This window comes from Flavobacterium sp. FlaQc-30 (assembly GCF_044005885.1).
In the GTDB taxonomy this organism is placed as follows: domain Bacteria; phylum Bacteroidota; class Bacteroidia; order Flavobacteriales; family Flavobacteriaceae; genus Flavobacterium.
In genome coordinates this window covers 43,210-63,362 of record NZ_JBIPCO010000004.1, presented here as the reverse complement: position 1 = coordinate 63,362, position 20,153 = coordinate 43,210, and the positions used below count along the sequence as shown (strand labels likewise).

General features: G+C 32.4%; 20 protein-coding genes. 8 read left to right on the top strand and 12 right to left on the bottom strand.

All coding sequences use genetic code 11. From position 1 onward, the window contains the following. Positions 1-146 precede the first annotated feature (146 nt). The 10 genes from ACHRV0_RS10520 to ACHRV0_RS10475 form a co-directional block, all read right to left on the bottom strand. Positions 147-350, bottom strand: coding sequence for a hypothetical protein (locus tag ACHRV0_RS10520; protein WP_395440807.1), 204 nt, complete (start codon positions 348-350; stop codon positions 147-149). Between the two features lie 158 nt (positions 351-508). Further along, positions 509-1,084 carry a DUF6705 family protein gene (locus tag ACHRV0_RS10515; protein WP_395440806.1) on the bottom strand — a complete coding sequence of 192 codons (576 nt, stop codon included), beginning with the start codon at positions 1,082-1,084 and terminating at the stop codon, positions 509-511. 7 nt (positions 1,085-1,091) lie between these two features. Further along, a complete protein-coding gene (locus tag ACHRV0_RS10510) occupies positions 1,092-1,568 on the bottom strand; it encodes a hypothetical protein (RefSeq protein WP_395440805.1) in 477 nt (158 codons plus the stop codon). A gap of 18 nt (positions 1,569-1,586) precedes the next feature. After that, positions 1,587-2,909, bottom strand: coding sequence for a hypothetical protein (locus tag ACHRV0_RS10505; RefSeq protein ID WP_395440804.1), 1,323 nt, complete (start codon positions 2,907-2,909; stop codon positions 1,587-1,589). Between the two features lie 207 nt (positions 2,910-3,116). Next, the gene (gene clpX / locus ACHRV0_RS10500; protein WP_395440803.1) at positions 3,117-4,349 is read right to left on the bottom strand and encodes an ATP-dependent Clp protease ATP-binding subunit ClpX; all 1,233 of its coding nucleotides are present in this window, start codon (positions 4,347-4,349) and stop codon (positions 3,117-3,119) included. Between the two features lie 189 nt (positions 4,350-4,538). Beyond that, complete coding sequence (clpP, locus tag ACHRV0_RS10495) at positions 4,539-5,213, bottom strand: ATP-dependent Clp endopeptidase proteolytic subunit ClpP (RefSeq protein ID WP_129024150.1); 675 nt, start codon at positions 5,211-5,213, stop codon at positions 4,539-4,541. A gap of 333 nt (positions 5,214-5,546) precedes the next feature. Next, positions 5,547-6,869: a trigger factor gene (locus ACHRV0_RS10490; RefSeq protein WP_089054472.1), complete on the bottom strand. Its 1,323-nt coding sequence runs from the start codon at positions 6,867-6,869 to the stop codon at positions 5,547-5,549. Positions 6,870-6,984: 115 nt separating this feature from the next. Beyond that, complete coding sequence (locus ACHRV0_RS10485) at positions 6,985-7,329, bottom strand: phage holin family protein (protein WP_129024152.1); 345 nt, start codon at positions 7,327-7,329, stop codon at positions 6,985-6,987. A gap of 52 nt (positions 7,330-7,381) precedes the next feature. Further along, positions 7,382-8,146, bottom strand: coding sequence for an alpha/beta fold hydrolase (locus tag ACHRV0_RS10480; protein ID WP_129024153.1), 765 nt, complete (start codon positions 8,144-8,146; stop codon positions 7,382-7,384). 52 nt (positions 8,147-8,198) lie between these two features. Further along, complete coding sequence (locus ACHRV0_RS10475) at positions 8,199-8,912, bottom strand: pyridoxine 5'-phosphate synthase (protein WP_129055132.1); 714 nt, start codon at positions 8,910-8,912, stop codon at positions 8,199-8,201. 116 nt (positions 8,913-9,028) lie between these two features. Here ACHRV0_RS10475 and ACHRV0_RS10470 point away from each other — a divergent pair, with 116 nt between their 5' ends. The 8 genes from ACHRV0_RS10470 to murI all read left to right on the top strand — a co-directional run bounded on the left by ACHRV0_RS10470 (position 9,029) and on the right by murI (position 17,493). Further along, positions 9,029-9,688 (top strand): CBS domain-containing protein, encoded by a 660-nt coding sequence (locus tag ACHRV0_RS10470; RefSeq protein WP_395440802.1) that lies wholly within the window; start codon positions 9,029-9,031, stop codon positions 9,686-9,688. 92 nt (positions 9,689-9,780) lie between these two features. Continuing rightward, positions 9,781-10,665 carry an NAD kinase gene (locus ACHRV0_RS10465; RefSeq protein ID WP_129024154.1) on the top strand — a complete coding sequence of 295 codons (885 nt, stop codon included), beginning with the start codon at positions 9,781-9,783 and terminating at the stop codon, positions 10,663-10,665. Positions 10,666-10,838: 173 nt separating this feature from the next. After that, entirely contained in the window at positions 10,839-11,528 is a 690-nt protein-coding gene (locus tag ACHRV0_RS10460; RefSeq protein WP_395440801.1) for a DUF6089 family protein, read from the top strand. A 4-nt stretch (positions 11,529-11,532) separates the two neighbouring features. Next, entirely contained in the window at positions 11,533-12,273 is a 741-nt protein-coding gene (locus ACHRV0_RS10455; protein WP_089054504.1) for an isoprenyl transferase, read from the top strand. Continuing rightward, positions 12,206-14,980 carry an outer membrane protein assembly factor gene (locus ACHRV0_RS10450; protein WP_395440800.1) on the top strand — a complete coding sequence of 925 codons (2,775 nt, stop codon included), beginning with the start codon at positions 12,206-12,208 and terminating at the stop codon, positions 14,978-14,980. The genes ACHRV0_RS10455 and ACHRV0_RS10450 overlap by 68 nt, the downstream gene beginning before the upstream one ends. A 42-nt stretch (positions 14,981-15,022) precedes the next feature. Beyond that, positions 15,023-16,045: an OmpH family outer membrane protein gene (locus ACHRV0_RS10445; protein ID WP_129024156.1), complete on the top strand. Its 1,023-nt coding sequence runs from the start codon at positions 15,023-15,025 to the stop codon at positions 16,043-16,045. Between the two features lie 14 nt (positions 16,046-16,059). Then, the gene (locus ACHRV0_RS10440) at positions 16,060-16,563 is read left to right on the top strand and encodes an OmpH family outer membrane protein (RefSeq protein WP_199170255.1); all 504 of its coding nucleotides are present in this window, start codon (positions 16,060-16,062) and stop codon (positions 16,561-16,563) included. A gap of 153 nt (positions 16,564-16,716) precedes the next feature. Continuing rightward, positions 16,717-17,493: a glutamate racemase gene (murI, locus tag ACHRV0_RS10435; protein ID WP_395440799.1), complete on the top strand. Its 777-nt coding sequence runs from the start codon at positions 16,717-16,719 to the stop codon at positions 17,491-17,493. Between the two features lie 2 nt (positions 17,494-17,495). Here murI and ACHRV0_RS10430 read toward each other — a convergent pair whose 3' ends face one another. Then, positions 17,496-18,734 carry an aromatic hydrocarbon degradation protein gene (locus ACHRV0_RS10430; protein ID WP_395440798.1) on the bottom strand — a complete coding sequence of 413 codons (1,239 nt, stop codon included), beginning with the start codon at positions 18,732-18,734 and terminating at the stop codon, positions 17,496-17,498. Then, entirely contained in the window at positions 18,735-20,063 is a 1,329-nt protein-coding gene (locus ACHRV0_RS10425) for a DUF4270 family protein (RefSeq protein WP_395440797.1), read from the bottom strand. Positions 20,064-20,153 lie beyond the last annotated feature (90 nt).

Here is a 20,153-nt window from a genome sequence, read left to right as displayed (position 1 = left end):
AAATATCGAATCTGAATTACCAGATAGACTAGTAATAAATTGACGTAAGCAGAATAATAAAAAGGCAAAATATGGAATTCCATTTTCACTAAGCCCTGGTAGCATTAAAAATGAAATTATTGCTACGGTTTTTAAAATTTTAATCGTTAAGGACATGTTCTTTTTGTTTTTGGTGCATAACTTGGATTAGAAGTGTGATTTGGTACTTTTTGCAATGTGTTTGCAACTTTATTAGGAGTCTCGAACGAATTATTACTTGCAACTCCCACAATATTCAATACATCAGCTGTAAAATCTGAACAATTATTAGCATCTAAATCGTACCAACTATTTTGATATTTTACTGACAAAGAAATAATTTTCTGCAATTGCTGCGGAGAAATTTGTCCTATGTGTCCGGATACATTACAAATATGGCCTCCATTTTTTTACTTGATTGAATCCTCCTGATTTTTATCATATCTAAACCTCTCAAGTATTAAAAGTTCTTGAGGGGTTTAAATAAAAATTATTGTTTAATCAGCATCAAACCATCTTTAGGAAAAGTTAATTCTGCTGGTTTTAATCCTGGGCAGGTATCCTCTGAAATCATAATTTTATCGGGTTCAAAACCAAATGACAATAGTGTATTTGCTACATTTTTCATACGTATAAACACCGTTCCCGCATTTCCACACATCGAATTATTGCCAGAAAAATCTAATGCATAAACAGCCAAGTCCTTGCCAAAATAAGATCCTTCAATAATATATGGGCTATTATCAGAAAGATTTTGAGTGCTTGATATTAAAGCACCATTACTTGATGTGATTAAATAGCGCATCAGTAATTTATCACTAGTTATTGTTCCATATTTAGAGGTAGTTTTACTAATAAATAGAATATAATTTTTGTCTTGATAAGATCCCTTCCAAGTGCCTACATATTTGGCAAGCAAATTATTCACATCTTTCAGGTAAGTGTTTTCTGGGATACCATCTCCAGCATCAATATAATCACCCATTTTTTCTACAGGAACAATTGTTTGTGCCTTACATGATATAGCTGACAGGATTATAAATCCTAATATTAATATTTTTTTCATATTTATTTTACTGAAAACCGACAAAGTAATATTCATTAGATCCTGCCTTTTGAAATCCAAAAAAGGATACAATTTTATTGTTTTCTAATAAAACATACTGAGGAATGGTATTTTTTAAAGTAACTTTATAAATATTATTCCTCTTCTCTTTAGCAACTTCAGTAAATTTTACTTTGTCACTTTCATCAAAATAACTGTAAGCAGAAATAGAAAAATTATTTTCCTTAATATCTTTTTTTAGCAAACCAAAATGCTCATTTTCTTCAATAGCAAGGTTACGAAAGTCTAATACCATATCAATAGCTTTCTTATATTGACTTGCATCCGAATAAAGAATATACTCTGAAACTATTTCTTCTGGAGTAATATTATCAGCATAGAGATCAAAATAAAATTCTTTTAAAATTTGGCTGTGATCAGTCACTTCCTGTCCATTAATACTAAAAGAGTTAACTACTAATAAAGTCAAAATTACATATTTCATTTTTTTTATTTTAAATTTCTATTTGCAATCCCCTTTTCTCGCTGGAGCAGTACTTTTAATTATTGTTTTTGTAGTATTTGGGAAATTACCACTCTTAATATCTTCTCCTAAATTCCCAGGCGAGGTTCCGCTAAATGTTATGGCTGAAACTTTTGTTGATGGCAAATTAATACCTCCGAGTCTACCTATAACGATTCCAAAATCTGTACACGCATAACTATTTACGTTGTAAGTTCCAGGAGGATTATTAGCATAATTTACTATTAAACTTAACTGGCTGGATGAAATTAATTTGGATATACTGACATGATACATTTCTTTACTATTATCTCTTAATTCAGAAACATAATTTTTACCTACACCAACCAAAGCACTATTAGCTCCAGACTCAGGATAGAAGCCATAATAACGCTCTATTCCATCTTGTCTTATACCAATAAAAACATGACCAACTTCATTTGGACCTATTAATTCTCTCGTTCCTTCCTTACCCTGTTGCACATAAATAGTTAATTCTGCCGATTTAGATAAATTAAAACACTTATTTTCCTTTTTAGGATCTATTTTAGGCCCTGATGCTAAAATAGTAAAAGCTGTTAAACTATTACCTGCATTACTACCACTGCCTCCTCCTGCATAACCAGAAGTATAATCAGCTGAATCTCCTCCTGTAATATCTGAACCTCTTGGGTTGTAATAGATTGTATTGTTTTTGTAATCATTTTGCACAACTACAGGTCTTAATGGTGTTGGATTATTACATCCAGTCTGCGCACAACCATACTCATAGTCATCCGATTCCATTGGTACCTTTGCTGCACTGCTATTTGGATTTTTGCTAGACAATATTTCAACATTCCCTGCACAGACCATGACATCATTTTCAAAACGAGCGGCTTTTATAAAACCTGATTTTAGATCCCAAGCAACAATATATCCGTTAAAACCATTTGATTCTACACTTACAATATCTTCAGTATCTTTATCAGGATAAAACTCATATAATAGTGCTTTATACTCATTCCCATTTAATTTATAAATGTAAAGCCTTTGTTCCCAAGTTTCGCTTTCGTCTTTTTTTGCCTCTGCAATTGGAACGACAATTAATTGAGCACCATCTTTGGTTTCTTTAATCTCGGCATTTTCCCATTCGTAATTTAAATTTCGAAACAAATCAAGATTATCTCCATTTCCTTCATATTTTTTAAACCATTCTTTGGCAAGTGAGACATTCTTAATTTCTGGACTTAATAAATCCTCATCTTTTTGACACCTCAAAAAAGTGACTGAAATTATCATTACAGTACTTAAAATAATAATTTTTTGAATTTTTTGCTTCATAATTTATAATATTTAAGATTAAAACTACAAATCAAATATATAGAATAAATTCTTACAACAAACTCATTTTGTACGAATTTATTTAAACTACCCGAAAATAGGTTGAAATTCTAAAAAAGCATAAAAAAAAACCTGTTCAAATAAGTGAACAGGTTTATAAAAAAAACTTTGTCAAAGTTTTGAACTTTGACAAAGTAATATCAAGATTTAAGAAGCAATTTCCATACGCTTCAATAAGTTTTTACTCAAAGTATGTTCTGCATAATCTTTATCGATCGATAAAACTTTATCATCAGAACTTGGCAGTTCGTACATTGCATCTGTTAGGATTGCTTCGCAAAGCGAACGTAATCCACGAGCTCCTAATTTATATTCTAATGCTTTATCAACAATAAAATCTAATGCTTCATCTGTAATTGTAAATTCAACCTCATCCATTAAAAATAATTTCTGATATTGTTTTACTAATGCATTTTTAGGCTGTGTTAAAATCGCACGAAGTGTTTCGCGATCTAACGGATCCATATGTGTTAAAACTGGCAGACGACCAATAATCTCTGGAATCAATCCAAAATCCTTAATATCTTTAGGAATAATATATTGCAGTAAATTGTCTTTGTCAATATTATCAACATTTTTAGAAGTTGAATATCCAACTGCTTGACGGTTTAAACGTTTTGAAATAATACGCTCCACTCCATCAAAAGCTCCTCCAGCAATAAACAGAATGTTTTGAGTATTTACCTCAACAAATTTTTGATCTGGATGTTTACGTCCTCCTTTTGGCGGTACGTTTACAACTGTTCCTTCTAATAGTTTTAATAATGCCTGTTGAACACCTTCTCCAGAAACGTCACGTGTTATTGATGGATTATCGCTCTTACGGGCAATTTTATCAATTTCATCAATAAATACAATTCCTCTTTCGGCTTTGGTTACATCATAATCCGCAGCTTGCAGTAAACGTGTCAAAATACTTTCAACATCTTCTCCTACATAACCTGCCTCTGTTAATACAGTCGCATCAACAATAGCCAAAGGAACGTCTAACATTTTTGCAATTGTTTTAGCAACTAATGTTTTTCCTGTTCCGGTTTGACCAACCATGATAATGTTACTTTTTTCAATCTCTACTTCGTCGTCTAATTGCTCCTGCATTAAACGTTTGTAGTGATTGTAAACAGCAACCGACATTACTTTTTTAGTTTGGTCTTGCCCGATAACGTATTGATCTAAGAATGCTCTAATTTCTTTTGGTTTCTTTAAAATTAAGTCGCCAACAAGTTTTGAGCTTCCGCTTGATTTTAATTCTTCTAATACAATTCCGTGTGCTTGTTCAATACACTTATCACAGATATGTGCATTGATACCCGCGATTAATAAATTAGTTTCTGGCTTTTTTCTTCCACAAAACGAACATTCTAATACTACTTTTGCCATTCTTTATTTAAGTTACTAAGCTGCAAAGATACTAAGTTTCTAAGCTTTTTAATTTAAAACTTAAAAACTTAACTTCTTTACAGCTTAATCTTTATTTTTTATTTCAAGTTTAATTTTGTTTCAGGTTTCATGTCAATCTTAGTCCCGAGGAATCGGGATAGTTCCTGCAACTTTCAACCTTTAAGAAAATTATCCTCTTCTTAATACTTCATCAATCATTCCGTATTCTTTTGCTTCGTCAGCAATCATCCAGTAATCACGCTCACTGTCTTTGTGTACTTTATCAAAAGTTTGTCCTGAATGATGCGAGATGATATTGTATAATTCATCTTTCAATTTCAACATTTCACGTAAGTTGATTTCCATATCAGTTGCAACTCCTTGTGCTCCTCCTGACGGCTGGTGAATCATAACTCTTGAATGTGGTAAAGCCGAACGTTTTCCTGCCGCTCCTGCACATAATAAAACTGCTCCCATAGAAGCTGCCATTCCTGTACAAATCGTTGCTACGTCTGGTTTGATGTATTGCATTGTATCGTAAATTCCTAATCCTGCATAAACGCTTCCACCTGGAGAGTTTAAGTAAATTTGGATATCTTTTGAAGCATCAGCACTTTCTAAAAATAGTAATTGAGCCTGAACGATGTTTGCAATTTGATCATCGATACCTGTTCCTAAAAAAATAATTCTATCCATCATCAATCTTGAAAACACATCTAATTGAGAAATATTCAACTGACGCTCTTCGATAATATATGGAGTCATATTAGTTGGATTCATCGCTGCTATGATTTTGTCATAGTACATCGCGTTTACTCCTTGGTGCTTTGTAGCAAATTTTTTGAATTCTTTACCGTAGTTCATATGTATCTGTTCTAAGTTTTACTTTATTTAATGTATATATTCTTTTATCAAAGGTTGTACCTCTTTCTAAAGGATGTCAATTTGTCTTCTTTTTTAAGATACTAAGATTCTAAGCTGCTAAGATTCTAAGTTTTTTTTAAAACTAAGAAACGTTCACCAACTGAAACCGGAAACAAAAAAAGAACGTCAATAGAAGAAAAACTTCCATTGACGTTCAAATATAATTATTTTTATCTTTCAGTTTCTGTAATAAAATCTTAATTTTTAGAATCAAGTTAATGAAGTCTGCTTCTTAACTTTTGACTTTACAACTCTCGACTTTCAGACTAAAATTTATTCTCCGTAAGAAGCAGCAATAAATTCTTCGTAAGTTACTTCTTTAGTTGTTGGATTTGCTTTTTCTTTAAACAATTCTAACAATTTCTCAGCTACAACTTGCTCAGAAAGTCTTTTCACCTCTTCTTGGTTAGATAAAACTCTAGCTACAATTCCTTGAACTTCTTCGTCAGTTGGGTTAGTTTGACCAAATTGAGCCATTTGTTGTTTGATAGCATTTGTTGTAAAAGCTTTCAAATCATCAAATGTAATTTGAATATTACTTTGAGCCATAGCTTTTCCTTCAATTAATTGAAAACGTAAACCTTTTTCAGATCTTGCGTATTCAACTTCAGCTTCTTCTGCAGAAAGTTTTTTCTCTCCAACAGTTTGTAACCATTTTTTAAGGAACTCAGCTGGTAAATCAAATTTTGTGCTTTCGATCAAGAAATCTTGAACGTCTAATAATAATTTTTGATCTGCTTGTTGTGCAAATTGAGCTTCAGCGTCTTCTTTAATTTTAGATTTTAAATCTTCTAAAGAAGCTACTTTTCCTTCTCCAAAAAGTTTATCAAATAACTCTTGGTTTAATTCAGCTAATTCAGCTCCGTTGATTGCTTCGATTGTAAAGTTTACTTCGATATCTAAACCGTGAACATCATCATGAGATACTTTTAAGTAATCCATTAATTGGTGATCGTCTTCAAATAAACCTTTTGTGCTTACTGCAACAACATCTCCAACTTTTTTACCGATGAATTTGTCTCCAGCAGCTTTATTGAAAGTAGATAATGAAATTGTAGTTGTATTATTGATCCCTTTTTCTTCGTTTGAGAAAGTTCCAGTTAAATCAGAATCTGCAGACACCACTTCTTGCGGGATTGCTTTTCCGAATTGTTTTTGAATACGCTCTACTTGACCGTCGATTAATTTATCATCAGCCGTTACGATATATTTTACGATATTATTTTTTGCTTCTAAATCAATTTCGAAGTTAGGAACTAAACCAATTTCATATTCGAAAGTTAGTTCTTCAGCATCCCAATCAAAGTTTTCGTTTTCTTTAGCAAGAGGAGTTCCTAAAAGATTTAATCTTTCAGATTGAACAAAACGCTCTAAAGCTAAATCAACTACTTTTTTAACTTCTTCTTGCTTGATCGCTTTTCCGTATTGTTTTTCAACAAGGTCTTTAGGAACTTGTCCTTTTCTAAAACCTTTAACGGTAGCCAATGGCATTTTTTCGTTTATTCTTTTTGCTACTTGACCTTTATAATCCATGTGAACAACGTTTAATACAATCGTTTCATTCACAGCGTCTATTGCTACTCTTTTAATATCCATCTTCTTCTTTAATTTACATAATAAAATTGGGTTGCAAAATTATAAAATTTTTGCAACCCAACCAAGTTTTTAATATATTGTATTTGAAGTGGTTTTTAAGTCACTTTAATACCTTTTATTTATCGTCTCCTACTATTTTATATGCAATAGATTGCAGAATAGATAATATAACACTAAACAATAAAGCTGTCCAGAGTGAATCAACTGCAAATCCTCCTACAATATTAGTGCACAACAAAATGATGACGGCATTAATAACCAATAAAAACAATCCCAAAGTAATCACTGTTACCGGCAATGTCAAAATAACCAATATTGGTTTTATAAAAAGATTCAATAATCCTAAAACCACTGCAACGATAATTGCTGTAGTAAAACTGGCCACATGCACACCCGGCAAAAAGTTAGCTATTAACAAAACTAAAGCAGCCGTAACAAGAAGTCTAAGTAATAATTTCATGTCTTTTTCTTTTTAAATTTTAATAAAAGTAATACTTTTTTTTATCAAAAAATTACTCTTTTAAAAACGTTGTTGTCAATTCAAAAAACATTTTTGGATTTTCAGCATGAAGCCAATGTCCCGCATTTGGTATGGTTTCTAATTTTAAATTTGGAAAATGTTTTCGAATATCTTCAAGATCTGAATCCTGAATATAGCCTGAATTTCCACCTCTTATAAATAATGTCGGCTTAGCAAAAACCAAATTGTCTGCCAGCGGTTTTCCAATTGCATCCAAATTATTATTAAAAACAGCGAGATTAAATCTAAACGCTAACTGTCCAGGTTCCTTCCAATATAAATTTTTTAATAAGAACTGACGAGTTCCAAAGTCAGGCACATATTGCGCTACTATTTCCTCAACATCATTTCGACTTGGCTTTACAGAAAAATCAACCGCATTCAACCCCGCCAAAATATCTTGATGGTGCTGTTTGTAGAATTTAGGCCCAATATCTGCAACGATTAATTTATCTACAATCTCAGGATGTGTTGCCGCAAAAAGCATAGCTACTTTTCCACCCATTGAATGCCCGAGAATATCAATTCTGGTCAAATTATTCGCATTACAATATTCAAATACATCCTGAACCATTGCTTCATAACTCCATTCATCAGAATGAAAACTACGCCCATGATTACGTAAATCTAAAATATGAACCTGAAATCCTGCTTCTACATATTGTCCTGCAAGTGTTTTCCAATTGTCAGACATACCAAGAAATCCATGCATGATAATAAATGGTTTTCCTTCGCCTTCTATTTTTGAGTATAACATTTATTTTTACATTAAATATTTTTTTATCCTTTCTAAGAGTCTTTTAGGAAACTTATTTCAATTTATTCAAATACATATTTACAACATTATCCAAACCAAGATAAAGCGCTTCTGAAATCAAGGCGTGACCAATAGAAACCTCTAATAATCCTGGAATGTTTTGTTTGAAAAACTGAATGTTATCTAAGCTCAAATCATGTCCGGCATTTATTCCTAAACCTAATTCATTTGCCAGTTTTGCAGCTTCAACATAAGGATCTATTCCGTTTTTATTTCCCAAATCATATTGATGTGCAAAAGCTTCAGTGTACAATTCAATTCGATCTGTTCCTGTTTTTTTCGCTCCCTCAATAACCTCCAAAACCGGATCTACAAAAATAGAAGTCCTAATTCCGTTTCGTTGAAACTCTTGAATAACTTCTGTTAAATAAGATTGATTTGCAATCGTATCCCAACCTGCAGAAGAGGTAATTGCTCCAATTGCATCAGGAACTAATGTTACCTGATCTGGCTTACACTCAAGAACTAAATCAATAAAATTATGCTGCGGATTGCCTTCGATATTATATTCTGTAGTAACAATTGCTTTTAAATCACGCGCATCTTGATAGCGAATATGTCGTTCGTCTGGACGTGGATGAATCGTGATTCCTTGTCCTCCAAAACGTTGAATATCGACAGCAACTTTTAATAAATCAGGAACATTTCCGCCGCGAGCATTTCTAAGCGTTGCGATTTTATTGATATTTACACTTAACTTTGTCATATAAATAGATAATTAATTCTAGTAACACTATATTTGTTACGACAAAAATACAAAGTAAAACGCAGCAGTTTTTGGTATTTTTTGATTATTTTGCATGAAATATCTCCAATTGATTTATGACAGAAATTACAAACTATATCACCAATGATTTCGGACCAATTGATGGTCAGGAAACTATAGCATCGGTTCAAGACTTTTTTGCCGAGGTAAATTTTTCTCATTTCCCTGTTTTGGAGGAAGGAATTTTCATTGGAAGTATTTCTTCTGATGATGTTGAAACTTTTGATTCAGATAAAAAAATAATTGATTACAAATATACTTTAGAACGTTTTTTTGCCAGAAAATCAATGATTTGGCTGGATGTCCTGGAAGTTTTTGCAAAAAACCATACTAATACTATTCCCGTTCTTGACGAAAACAACTCCTATGTCGGCTATTATGAAATAGAAGATATAATGAAGTTCTTTCAAGAAACTCCTTTTATAAAAGAGCAAGGCGGAATTATTATTGTTCAAAAAAGCCTTTTAGATTATTCGATGAGTGAGGTAACGCAAATCGTTGAAAGTAATAACGGAAAAATATTAGGATGCTTTGTCTCTGAAGCTGATTTAGAAAATGTTCAAATTACCATAAAAATAGGATTAGGTGCAATGAATGAGATAATTCAAACTTACAGAAGATATGGTTACGAAATAATCTCGGAACATCAAGAAGACACTTATATCAACAGCTTAAAAGAACGCTCTGATTATTTAGACAAATATCTCAATATTTAAATTAGAAAATTGGTCAATGAGAAAATTAGAAAATGTTCTCAACTAAATAAATTATCAAATTAACACATTTCCTCATTATCTAATTAAGACGAATGAAAATAGCCATTTACGGACAATACTATCAAAACAGCACTGAACCAATTATAAAAGACATTTTCTTGTTTCTTACTTCAAATCATGTCGAAATTGTAATTGAAGAAAACTTTTTGGAAATGCTCTATGAAAAGCAGCTTGTCAAAAAAGAATATGCTACTTTTTCATCAAGTACAATTTTAGATGATAGCTTTGAGATGTTGATTAGTATTGGAGGCGACGGAACAATGTTAAGAGCTGCAGCTTTAGTTCGCAGTTCAGGCGTTCCGCTTTTAGGCATAAACGCTGGCAGATTAGGTTTCTTGGCGAAAGTTCAAAAAGAAAATATCGACAGCTTACTACAGTATGTTATCGATCAAAACTACACCACATCTGAACGAACTTTACTTGGTTTAACGTGCGAACCTAAAAATGATGCCTTTGCAGAACTTAATTTCGCAATGAATGAAGTTACAGTAAGCAGAAAAGATACTACTTCGATGATTACTGTTGAAACTCACCTAAACAACGAATACTTAAGTTCGTATTGGGCAGACGGCTTAATCATTTCTACCCCTACCGGCTCTACAGGATATTCATTAAGTTGCGGCGGACCAATTTTAACGCCGGATGTAAAAAGTCTAGTCATTACTCCTATTGCGCCGCATAACTTAACCGCAAGACCACTTGTTATACCAGACGACACAGAAATTACATTGCGTGTTTCAGGCAGAGAAGATCAATATTTGGTTTCATTAGACTCTAGAACTTCTTCTGTAAAAAATGAATCGATTTTAAAGATCAAAAAAACTGATTACAAAATAAAAATGGTCGAAATACCAGGCGAAACTTTCTTAAAAACATTAAGAAACAAACTACTCTGGGGCGAAGACAAGAGAAATTAACCCTATTTCTTACTTAACACTATACGATAATAGAACATTTTCTCGTTCTGCCTGTAGTGAATCATCATTAAATGTCTCAAATTCATATTGTAAATTGAAAAAAAAGCACATTTATGTAAAGGAACGTTGATTCGTATCGATAATTATTATATTTGCACGCAATTCTGAATTAAATGAAGAAAATTTTTAATTTATTGTTATGTTTTTTTCCCTTTATTACACTAAATGCTCAAATCAATGAGATTGGTGTTTTTCTTGGCGGAAGCAACTTTGTAGGCGATGTGGGAAGCACAACTTACATAAATCCAGATAAGCTGGCTTTTGGCGTTTTGTATAAATGGAACAAAAGCCCTCGTCACTCTTATCGAATTTCTTACACTCAATCTACAATCTCGGGAAATGATTTAGACTCAGATGAAACAGGAAGAAGCGGAAGAGGATATCGCTTTGAAAATAATGTAAAAGAAATCTCTGCGGGTTTGGAGTTTAATTTTTTTGATTTTAATTTGCATGATTATCACAGAAAAATTACACCTTATATATATTCTGGATTAAGTTTTTTTATTTATGACGGATTGTATCGCTATAAGACAACCCAAAATATTACACAAAGTACAAACTCAAGCTCATTTGCAATACCAATGACACTGGGTATAAAATCTAATATAACATCTCGCTTTGTCCTAGCGGCCGAAGTTGGAGCACGATATACATTTACAGATAACATTGATGGCAGCAATCCAAACACCAGCAATGCAAACATTTTAAAATTTGGAAATTTAAACAACAATGATTGGTATGTTTTCTCAGGTTTAACGCTAACGTATACCTTTGGACAAAAACCTTGCTATTGCGCACAATAATACAATGAATTTAATAGACTCTATAGATCAATCAAACTTACCAAAACATCTGGCCATTATTATGGACGGAAACGGACGCTGGGCTAAACAACAAGGCTTCCTAAGAGCATTTGGACATGAAAATGGCACAAAATCTGTAAAAAAAACAATTACAACTTGTGCTAAGCTTGGTATCGAGTACTTAACCTTATATGCTTTTTCTACAGAAAACTGGAACCGTCCTAAACTAGAGGTTGAAGCATTAATGAAAATTTTAATCAATTCATTAAAAAAAGAGCTAGTTACACTTCAGGAAAACAACATCAGACTTAATGCAATTGGGAATCTTGAAAAATTACCAAAATCTGCACAAAGAGAACTGCTTGATGTAATTGATAAAACTAAAAACAACACTCGTCTTACTCTTACGCTAGCTTTAAGTTACGGATCAAGAGAAGAATTGGTAAATGCCGTTAGAATCATCAGTGATAAAGTTAAAAATAATATAATTTCAATAGACGCTATTGACGATTCAATTATAAATGAGCATCTTTACACGCAAAATTTACCTGATGTAGATTTGTTAATACGAACAAGTGGAGAACATAGAATAAGTAATTTTTTGCTATGGCAGATCGCTTATGCAGAATTGTATTTTACTAATGTCTTGTGGCCAGACTTTAAAGATCAAGATTTATATGAGGCTATTATTAGTTATCAAAAAAGAGAACGTAGATTTGGAAAAACCAGTGAACAAATTAAATAATTTTTTAGTGTTACAAAAAAGAATACAAATAGTCTTTACCCTTTTACTTTTGGGTAGTTTTTCACAAATTAAAGCACAAGAAAGAGTTCCTTTTGATCAAGGAAAAAAGTATATACTAGCCAAAGTTTCTGTAGTTGGTAAAATTAGCTTTAACGAACAAACTGTAGTAACGTTTTCTGGACTTCAAACAGGTCAAGAAATAACTGTACCGGGAGAAGAAATCACTGGTGCAATTAAGAAATTAGGTAAACTTGGTCTTTTTGATGAAATCGCTTTTTACATTAATAAGGTTCAAAATGACAGTATTTATTTAGACTTAAATATTGTTGAACTCCCGAAACTTAATGAAGTTAAAATCACTGGTGTAAAGAAAAGCAAAATCGAAGCTTTAATTAAGGATAACAATTTAACCAAAAACAAAATTGTAAACGAGAACTTAATTACTACCACGAAAAACTACATCGAAAACAAATACAAAAAAGACGGTTTTTACAATACTAAAGTTACCATTACAACGACACCAGATACAATTGCCGGTAATCAGGTTAATATGTTGGTGCGTATAGATAAAGGTGACAAAGTAAAAATCAGCAACATTGATTTCACTGGAAATAAACAACTTACAGAAACTCAATTAAGAGCAGCGATGAAAGACACGAAACAGAAAAATGTTTTCCGTGTTTTAAAAGCCTCTAAATTTATTCCCGAAAAATACAAAACCGACTTAGAAAAAGTTATCTCGGCATACAAAGAAAAAGGATATCGTGATGCACGTATTATTTACGACTCTGTTAAATATAACAAAGACAAAAATATGCTTGGTATTAAAATCAATGTCGAAGAAGGAAACAAGTATTACTTTGGAAATATCAAATTCTTAGGAAACACAGTTTACTCAGATCAGCAGTTAAATCGTTATTTAGGAATCAAAAAAGGAGAAGTTTATAATGGTGTAATGCTTGAAAAAAGAATTGCAGATAATTCAAAACCTGACGGGGAAGACATTACAAACTTATACCAAAACAATGGTTATTTATTCTCAAAAATCAATGCTGTAGAGGTAAAAACTGTAAATGATACTATTGATTTTGAAATTAGAATTACTGAAGGTCCAATTGCCTATTTCAACAAAATATACGTTACTGGTAACGACAAAACAAATGACCACGTAATTTATCGTGAGTTAAGAACTAAACCAGGAAACAAATACAGCAAAGAAGAACTAGTTAGAACAATTCGTGAAATTGGACAATTAGGATTCTTTGACCCTGAATCTATCAAGCCTGAATTTAGAAATGTTGATCCAGGAGCAGGAACAGTAGATATCGAATACCAATTAGTAGAAAAAGGATCTAGCCAGGTTGAACTTCAAGGAGGTTACGGCGGCGGCGGTTTCATTGGAACATTAGGATTATCATTCAACAACTTTTCGGCTCGTAAATTATTTGACAAAGATGCTTACAAACCGCTTCCAATGGGAGATGGACAAAAAGTATCATTACGTTTACAAGGAAGTACTTATTTCCAAACTTACAGTTTATCATTTTCTGAACCTTGGTTTGGAGGAAAAAAACCAGTACAATTTAGCTCGTCTATCTCGTACAGTAAACAGTTTAATAATAATTATGTTACAAGAACTGTTGATAGAAGCCAAAGTTTTAATATTTTTACAGTACAAGTTGGTTTAGCAAAACGTCTTACTGTGCCAGATGATTATTTCGTATTATCACAATCGGTAAGTTACCAGCACTATGATTTGAATAATTACTTTACTGGTTTATTTACCTTTGGTAATGGAGCATCACGAAACTTAGCTTACACTATTGGAATTTCAAGAAGTAATAAAGGGGTTAACCCAATATTCCCAACTTATGGTTCTGAGTTTAGTGTCTCTGCTAAAGTAACACCTCCATATTCTTTATTTAATGGTGTAGATTATGGAAATTTAGCTAATGAAAAAGAATACAAAACAAGATATACTGGTACAACTACTATGACAGGAGCTGACGGGCAACCAATAAATCCTGGAGATTACACAAAAAGTGAATCTATAAATGGTAGTAATCAAACAGTAAGTGTGGGATCTGACTATGCAAATGCAGATACAGATCAAGCAAAAGTGGATCAGAAAAAATACAACTGGTTAGAATATTATAAGGTTAAATTTAAAGCAGACTGGTATACTAAGGTATATGGAAAATTAGTTTTAAGAACATTAACAGAATTTGGTTTCTTAGGTGCTTACGATCAATCTAGAGGTGTTGTACCGTTTGAACGTTTTTATTTAGGAGGAGACGGAATGGCACAGTATTCTATGGATGGTAGAGAGACTATACAGTTAAGAGGATATCCAAACAACTCATTGACGCCAATTATTGAAGACAAAACAAGTTCTAGATATGGGCAGCAAATTGGAGCAACTATTTACAACAAATTCTCAATGGAGTTACGTTATCCAATAACATTAAAACCATCTGCATCGATCTATGCATTAACGTTTTTAGAAGCAGGTTCTTCATATCCAACATTCAGGGATTACAACCCGTTCGATTTATATCGTTCTGCTGGAGCTGGTTTACGTGTATTCATGCCTGCGTTTGGATTATTAGGTATCGATTTTGGTTATGGTTTCGATGCTCTGCCAGGATCTGTTACAAACAAAGCAAATGGCTGGGAAACTCACTTTATAATTGGACAACAATTTTAGGAATAATACGTTTGGTTAAAAATCATCGAATAAAGTAATGTTATGAGAAAACAATTTTTATTTATATTTTTAGCCTTGATTGTAGCTAATACAAGTCAGGCACAAGGCAAGACAACAAGAATTGGTTACATAGATATGGAATATATCTTGGAGAATGTTTCTGATTATAAAGAAGCAAAATCACAATTAGAGTTGAAAGCTCAAAAGTGGAAACAAGAAATAGAAACAAAAAAAACAAACATCAATACGCTTAAAGAAAATCTTAAAGCAGAAAAAGCTTTGTTAACCAAAGAATTAATTGATGAAAAAGAAACTGAAATTAAGTTCTTAGAAAACGAAATGCTGGATTATCAGCAAAAACAATTTGGAGCTGACGGAAATTTAATTCGACAAAAAGCTGCTTTGGCAAAGCCTATTCAAGATCAGGTATTTACTGCCGTTCAAGATATTGCAGAAGCTAAAAATTATGATTTTATTTTTGATAAATCATCAGATTTGACAATGCTTTTCAGCAACAAAAGATTTGATATCAGCGATCAGGTTATACGCATCTTGAACAGAACTGACAAAAGAGAACAGTTGACGAAAAAACAATTGAAGGATCAGGAAGTACAAGAAAGTAAAGAAAATGCCATCGATGAGAATCCTGCTATGGCTGATCGACAAAAAGTTCTAGATGAAAGAAAAGCAGCTAGAGAAAAGCTTATTGAAGACAGAAGACTAGAGCAGGAAGCTAAGAAAAAAGAGTATGATGACAGGCGAAAAGCGATACTAGAAGAAAGAGAAGCTAAAAAAAATGGCACGGTTTCTGAACCAGCAAAATCAACTCAGGCAGCAAAAACAACTGAAGCAGTTAAAACTGATGGTACGACAGCAAAACCTGCAGCAGCAACTGAAACAACAACAGCTGCACCTGCCGTAGATAAAGCTGCCGAAAGACAAAAACTTTACGAACAACGTAAAAAAGAATTAGAAGAAAGAAGAAAAAAAATATTAGAAGAAAGAGAAGCGGCTAAAAAAGCAAGAGAAGCCGAAACACAAAAAACTAATACGACCAATAATTAATTAATATTTTAAAAATGATGAAACAAATCAAAACTTTACTAATTGCTGCAATACTAATTTTAGGAGCAAGTAACACAATGAACGCACAGGCGAAGGTTGCCCATGTTGATGTAAGCGACATTATGTCGAAAATGCCTGCTATGCTTGATGCTCAAAATCAACTGCAAAAATTAAGTGGTACGTATGATGCTGAATACAAAAAAATGGTTGATGAATATCAAACTAAAATCAAAAAGTACGAAGCTGAAGCTGCAACTGTAACAGAAGCTGTTAATGGAGATCGTTCTAAAGAAGTTCAAGACATGCAAAAAAGAATTGTTGACTATAGAGACAATGCTCAAAAAGAATTGCAACAAAAAGAAACTGACATTGTAAAACCATTAATGGAAAAAGTAAGAGCTTCTATCCAAAAAATTGGAAAAGCTAAAGGTTTCCAATATGTTTTAGATGGTTCTACTCTTTTATTAGCTGATGGTCCAAACATTACTGCTGACGTAAAAAAAGATTTAGGATTCTAATAAAACCGAATTCTTGAATTAAAACTGTTCAAATTTTTTAAAAAATTTGAACAGTTTTTTTTTACATTTATTTAAAATAAAAAAGACGTATCATTCGCAAATTACAATTAATTTCAACTATCATTTTGTTTCAAAAAATACTAAATTTGTACTATGACAAACGATAATCCTATAGGTGTTTTTGATTCTGGAATTGGAGGAACTTCAATTTGGAGCGCTATTCATAACTTACTTCCAAATGAAAAAACAATTTATCTAGCCGATAGTAAAAATGCTCCGTATGGTCAAAAAACCAAAGAGCAGATTGTTGCTTTAAGCAAAAAAAATGTTGATTTTTTACTGGAAATGAAATGCAAATTAATTGTTGTAGCCTGCAATACAGCGACAACTAATGCTATTCGTGAACTCCGTAACGATTATGACATTCCGTTTATTGGAATTGAACCTGCAATAAAACCTGCAGCCAATAACTCTAAAACACAAGTTATTGGTATCCTGGCTACAAAAGGAACATTAAACAGTGAGTTGTTTAATAAGACTGCAGAAATGTTTCAAAATACAACCATTATTGAACAGGTTGGTTATGGACTTGTTCAGTTAATTGAAGATGGAAATTTGTATTCTCCAGAAATGACACAGCTTTTAGAATCATACTTGCAGCCTATGATAGATGCAAACATTGACTATCTAGTTTTAGGATGCAGCCACTACCCCTATTTAATTCCTCAGATTAAAAAAATACTTCCTGAACATATTCAGATTATAGATTCTGGAGAAGCAGTAGCAAGACAAACTCAAAATATTTTACGCGATAAAGTTGGTTTTACAACAGCTCAAAAAAGCGAACCTATATTTTACGTTAATTCAAATCCAGTTGTTTTAGATTCCATTTTAGAACATAAATACAACGTAGTCCAAAAAGATTTCTAATTTTATTCTATTTTTCTCTTAACAAACCAAATACCATCTAAAGATAAGTTTACAGACAATTTATGATAATTTTCTTTAATTAAATTGTTTGAAATACTTCCTTTTTGCCCGTACGAATATGAAATATTTAAGGCCGAAAAAGTATTTTCGATAGGCAGATTAACTCCAATTGAAATTGAAGCATTGTTGATTCTTTTTCCATCTATCTCAAGATATCCCGTATCAAAATTTGCACCTGCAGAATATTTGACCCTGTCCCAATATTTTCTGTAATTTCGTTTTTCGTTAAAATAAGTAAAACCTAACGCAAATCTGTCTTGATTTACATAATCTCCATAGAAATCAGATTGTTTTGTATCATTCCATAAACTTTTTTCATAATCAAAAGTCATATTCAAGACTTTTTTGAATCGCTTACTAATACCAATTCCAATTTCTAAAGGCATATAATAATCCTCTACATCAGAAACTGTTTCAGGTTGAATATCACTCACCACCTCATCATTTATCGACTCAACTGACTGTACTTTTGAGCCTTTAATTTGTGCCGGTAATTTAACTGTTGCACCAATAGTAAACGTAGAATCAATTTTATACTGAGTTCCCAATGTTGCACGAAGTCCGTTATAATCTGTTTTTTTATGTATAGTAGTGACCGAATTGAGAATTGTAAAAACTCTGTCATCAACTGTGTTTCCAAACAACAAAGCTGCAGACGCTCCTACTGTAAGTTTTTTACCAAATCGATAGCCATAAGAAAAATCAAAATTATTTAATCCTCCTGAACCTGTTGCTGATAAACTATAGGTCTCCTGACTATCTGAGATTGGCAGAATAAGATTAGAAATTTTAAATGCCGAGCTAGAATACGGACGTAATGCCACGCTAAAACCAGAATTTTTAGTAACTGGAAAAGCAAAAGCAATATGAGAAAATTGAAAATTGTTGCGATTCTCCTTTTTTGAATTGTTTTGATAGGTTGTCGCAATAGCTTTACCACCAACATCGAACATAAAATGATTTAATGGCAGCAAGCCTAAAGAAGCTGGATTAAGGTTATTAATAAAACTATCTGATGGCAGTGCAATTCCTGCAGATCCTATTGAAGGAAGCAATCCAAAATCAGCATCATACAAACTGCCTACTCCATACAATGAATACGGCGAGCTTGAAATACTTTGAGAAAATGATGAAAACGATATTAAAATGGCGCAGTAAAAAAAAACTATTTTATTTTTCATTTAATAAGAGATGTAGTAGATTTTTAGTTGAATTTTATTGTTTAAATGCTTTTGATCTCCTAAAACAATTCGATCTACGGTTTTAGAAATACCTGGAAGCGTAAGGATTAAAGAAGATTTAGAATCAGAAGCACGAAGCATTTCCTTTTGTAAAAAGTTACCTAACGGAATTGTATATCCGATGTTTTCATTAAACTCATCACTTTTCTTATTCAAAATACCATACACTTGCACTCCCGCAGAATTTAGCAACGAACTGCTGATTCTATTTAAATTGTCGCCTACATATATCTTTAAGGAATCAGCCAGCGGATATTTTTCAGAATAAGAATTATTGACTGGTTTTAAAATCAATTGTGCATCGACAATGGCGCCATTATCTGAGATATATTTCAACTGTCTTAAGTTTGGAAAATCGATCCGACAAGCCACTCCTGTTCCAGACTGAATAAATCCCTGTCCGTTAGTCGCTGTGCTCAAAAGTTTACTGCTCGATATAGGCAGGTTTTGAATTAAAGTTCCTGTTTTATCTAAAGAAATAGAATTAAACTGCTTTGTGGCATCTAAAATAGAAAAATCGATCACAAAGGGAACCTCATCAACGCCCGCTCGATATTTGGAGTAATACAACCGTACTAAACTCTTAGAAGTATTAAACCCAATAACACTTGACGAGTTAGATGATGATGGTACAATTACAAGCCCTTTTAGATACTCTGTAAAAGTGTCAAAATCTGTAATATCTCTTTTCTTTATTTTTTGAAAAAGAGCTTCTCCAAATTCATTACTCATTTTTATATTAATCGAATCTTTTCCAACTGGGCGCGGCTTGTATGAGAATGTTCCCAAACTTTCCTCATCGTAACTCAAACTAGAATTATTATAAAAACTTCCAGAATCAGTATTTGGTTTAACTTTTTGCGTTAAGCGATGAATATTAAATGTTTGAATTTTAGTTGTATCGCCATAAAAATAGTTATCATACTTTAATACCATGGAAATAGAATCAAAAACGTAATTAACATTCTCGGTATCGGAACCTTCATTATTTAAAGCATAATTACTTGATGACAATTGAAAATAACTACTCGATTTTATCTTCCCAAAAATGGGATCATCGTAGTTTCCAACCAAGATTCGACTCTGGTTTGAAGTCACCAGCGAATCAAAATTTATGGTAGACATTTCGACCGTTACAGTATCAATCATAACAACCTTATTGTTCAAAGCCAAATAATCAGATCCAACTACAAACTCTCCTGCATCAGTATCTGTTCCGCATGAAAATAATGTAAAAGCAAAAAACAACACAAACAATAACTTACGCATAATCAATTTTTTGCGCAAATATATAATGGCGTGGTTTAGACGGCATCATAACATATACAGTCTTACATTTTTGCTCTATAAAAGGCAAAA